The 3,900-nt window shown below is 68.5% G+C and carries 3 protein-coding genes and 1 pseudogene; all 4 read left to right on the plus strand.

Annotated elements, in window-relative coordinates; translation table 11 throughout:
* Nucleotides 1-178, plus strand: a pseudogene (locus FXF52_RS40610) (glycosyltransferase family 2 protein); the annotation flags it as partial.
* A gap of 496 nt (nt 179-674) precedes the next feature.
* Nucleotides 675-1,775 carry a phosphatidylserine/phosphatidylglycerophosphate/cardiolipin synthase family protein gene (locus FXF52_RS40615; protein ID WP_187414020.1) on the plus strand — a complete coding sequence of 367 codons (1,101 nt, stop codon included), beginning with the start codon at nt 675-677 and terminating at the stop codon, nt 1,773-1,775.
* A gap of 357 nt (nt 1,776-2,132) precedes the next feature.
* A complete protein-coding gene (locus tag FXF52_RS40620) occupies nt 2,133-3,545 on the plus strand; it encodes an NF041680 family putative transposase (RefSeq protein ID WP_148804950.1) in 1,413 nt (470 codons plus the stop codon).
* 61 nt (nt 3,546-3,606) lie between these two features.
* The coding region (locus FXF52_RS40625; protein WP_148804584.1) for a transposase at nt 3,607-3,900 on the plus strand (294 nt) is incomplete at its 3' end.

Genomic DNA, 3,900 nt, shown 5'->3' on the forward strand with positions numbered 1-3,900 from the left:
GGAGGTCACCGGCAAGCTGCTCCGCCAGCGCATCCGCCCGTACGAGGTGCCGATCAGCTACCGCGCGCGGGGCCGCGAGGAGGGCAAGAAGATCACCTGGAAGGACGGCGTCGAGGCGATCTGGATCCTGGCCCGCGAGCGCGCCCGGCGCCGCCCGGTCGGCCCCGCCGCCCACTGACGCCCGCGCCCACGAAACGGGAAGTCGCTCGGCGCATGCTGGAGCCGCTCGGCCGGCAACCAGCCGGGTCGACCCTGACGCCGGCACGCGCTTCGGTGCAGCAGTCGATCGCTTGCTCGGATGTCGACCGTCGATCAGGCTGAGGAGTTGATAGTTGGGGCCGAAGCCGCCGTGGGGGCGTCCCGGTAAACGCGGCCAGCAGTGGGTGCAGCGGGAAGCCCAGGAGCTGTTTGGCCTCGGCCGGTGGGGGACAGGGGTGCGGGCAGGCCGCCCGGAAGCGGTGGTGCCGGCTCGTCCTCGGCAGCTCGGCGGGTGAGGCGCGCCAGCAGCTGTGCGTAGTCCCCGTCACGGTCGCAGATCATGCCGGGCGGCCCGACAGGTTCTCCGCCGGGATCGGACAGCTCACCCTGCCGGTTCGTCGCGTTCCCGACTCGCCGTGGTGCGACTGCCAGTCAAGCTGGGTCATGACGGTGGAGGCGGGGCGTGGGAGGCTGCGGTGGGGTTCACATCTGGTGGGCTTGAGCTGTATGCGGGACCGCCTGTGCTGGGCGGCCCGGATGACCTGGACGAGGTGGTCCGCCAGTTCATCGACGGGGCGGTGGATTCGCTGCTGATCGCGGTGCAGGAGATCGACTCGGAGTCGATCGCCCGCGCGATCTTGGCCGCGAAGGCCCGCAAGGTCCACATCCAGATCATCCTGGAGGGCAGTTACCTGTGCGAGGACACGCCGCCGCCGGATCCGTGGGCCGCTGGCGGGGACAACGAGGTCAACCGGGTGATTCACGCGACGTTTCTGCGGGCGGGGATCGACGTGATCACGGATCTGAACCCGGCGATCTTCCATCAGAAGTTCGTCGTCCGCGACCACGGCAAGCCGACGGCGGCGGTATTGACGGGGTCGACGAACTTCACCCGGACCGACACCGGCACCAACACCGGTACCGGTGAGGTGACAGGTAACAACCTCAACCACGTCCTGGTGCTGCACGGGCAGAAGGCCACCGCCCAATACCGCGCTGAGTTCCTACGCATGCGGGCCGGCACGTTCGGCGAGCTGCACGAGCGGGTGGAGCCGAAGCCGGTGGAGTTCCGCCTCGGCGGGGTTCGTGTCAAGCCGCTGTTCGCGCCCCGGCACGGCCCGGAGATGGAGATCATGAAGCAGATGCTCAAGGCCGCGGTAGGCATCGACTTCGCGATGTTCACCTTCGCGCAGTCCTCCGGGATCGACGACACGATGATCCGGCTCGTGGGCCCGGATCTGCCGATCCGTGGGGTACTCGACCGTGGGCAGGGCGCCCAGAGGTGGGCCGCCACCACCTCACTGCGTGAGGCGGGTGTGCAGCTGTGGGAGAACAAACCCGGTACCGAGGTGCGGAAGCTGCATCACAAGCTGATGGTGATCGACGAGCGGCTCATCATCGCCGGCAGCTTCAACTACACCGGCCCCGCCACCACACTCAACGATGAGAACATCATCGTCGTCGGTGACCTCGAAGAAACCGACCCGCAGGCCGAGGCCACCCAGCGCGAGTTCGCCGCCTTCGCCGCCGCCGAGATCCAACGCATCATCACCGACCTCAGCCGGCCCGTCCTCTGACCTCCCGAACTAGACGGCTGGGAGAGGCGCGGTTACCGGGATCCCGTCATGGCCTACGGTCAGCTGCACCGCGACGCGTGAAATCAATCCGAGTTCCGGGCTTTGCTTCGCCGGATGCCTGTCAACCACGCGGATCGGGTATGGCGCGGGCGACTCAGCTTTCCGTTTAACCTCAGCCGTCGGTGGCTGGGTTTGCTCCTGTGTGGATGTCGGCGTGTCGCGTTCGACGTGGGGACGGCCACCGCCTGATGATCTTCCGGTTCCTGGCAGAACATGAAGATCAAGGCGGTGGCCGTGGCCACGATTCTGGACTACCTGGGCGGGCTGGTGCTACCCGGCGCCCCGTCGAGAGGGCCGGTGGCGGATCCGGCAGCGGTGTTGGCCGGCTTTCGTCGGGATGTCTACCAGTGCCTGATCCGTCGGGCGGACGTGTTGTTCGAGCTCACTGACGCGGTCCTGTGTAAGGACGGGCCGGTGCACAATCTGGCCGACCTCACGCTGACTCCGGAGCGTCGGCGAGGTCATGGTGCCTTGTACGACGGGTTGAACAGCGGCCGGGTCGACATCGCCCGGCTACGGGTCGTCCTGAGCGGGCTGCCGCTGCCTCGGATGCCGGACGGGCGGATCGTGTTGGCGGTCGATGTCAGTAACTGGCTGCGCCCGGACGCGTCCACCAGCCCTGACCGGCTGTTCTGCCACACCTACGGCCGTGGCAAGGGTCAGGCGCAGATGATCCCGGGGTGGCCGTACTCGTTCGTCGCTGCGTTGGAGTCCGGGCGCACGTCGTGGACGCAGGTCCTGGACGCGCAACGGCTCGGCCCGGCTGACGACGCTACGGCGGTGACCGCGGCCCAGTTGCGTGAGGTGGTGAACCGGCTGATCGCGGCGGGGCACTGGCATCCCGGCGACCCGCGGATCCTGATCGTCACTGACACCGGCTACGACATCACCCGGCTGGCGTTCGTCCTCGCCGACCTGCCCGTGCAGCTGCTCGGCCGGCTTCGCGCCGACCGCGTGCTGCGGCTACCGAAGCCGCCCCGACATCCTGGCGCGACCGGCCGACCGCCCAAACACGGGCCCGAGTTCCGCCTGGACACGCCGGACACGTGGCCGGCCCCGCAGCATCACACCACCACCGCCACCAGCCGTTACGGCACCGCCGAAGCAGCCAGTTGGGACCGACTGCACCCCAGGTTGACCCGCCGCACCTGCTGGATCGACCACGCCGGTGACCTGCCCGTCATCGAGGGCACCCTGATCCGGCTGCAGGTCGAGCACCTGCCCGGCGAGCGTGACCCGAAACCGGTGTGGCTGTGGTGCTCCGCCGTCGGCGCCAGCGCCGCCGATGTGGACCGCTGGTGGCAGTCTTTCCTACGCAGATTCGACCTTGAACACACGTTCCGGCTGTTCAAACAGACCCTGGGCTGGACCCGGCCGAAGATCCGCACCCCGCAGGCGGCCGACCGGTGGACCTGGCTGATCATCGCCGCCTACACTCAGCTACGCCTCGCACGTCCCCTCGTCGCGGACCTGCGACGGCCATGGGAGAAACCAGCAGCACCTGACCGGCTCACTCCCGCCCGGGTCCGTCGGGGATTTCGGAACCTGCGTCCGAAGACCCCTCTGCCGGCCAGTGCTCCGAAACCCGCGCGGCCAGGCCCCGGACGCCCACCCGGATCACGAAACCGCAGACCAGCACCCCGCCACGACGTCGGCAAAACCGCCAAACGCGACCCGAGCATCACAGCACGTAAACAACACACGGGTTAAACGGAAAGCTCAGGGCGTGTCTCATTTGGATCCTCGTTGGGCTCGGGCATGATCTGCTTCCGTGCACGACGCGATGGTCCGTACGTGGGCGCCGGATGATCTGTGGGAGATCGCGGAGCCGTTGATTCCGCCCGCGCCGGTTCGCAGGCAGGGTGGCGGCCGGCGGCGGGTCGACGACCGGGCGGTCCTGGCGGCGATCGTGTACGTGACGCAGGCGGGTTGCTCCTGGTGGAAGCTGCCTGAGGCGTTGTTCGGGGTGACCCGGGCGACCGCTCACCGCAGGTTCAGTCAGTGGACTGCGGCCGGGTTCTGGCTGCGGCTGCACGAGGCGACCCTGGACCGGCTCGGCAGCGAC

The sequence above is a fragment of the Micromonospora sp. MP36 genome, from assembly GCF_008119785.1.
Classification (GTDB): Bacteria; Actinomycetota; Actinomycetes; order Mycobacteriales; family Micromonosporaceae; genus Micromonospora.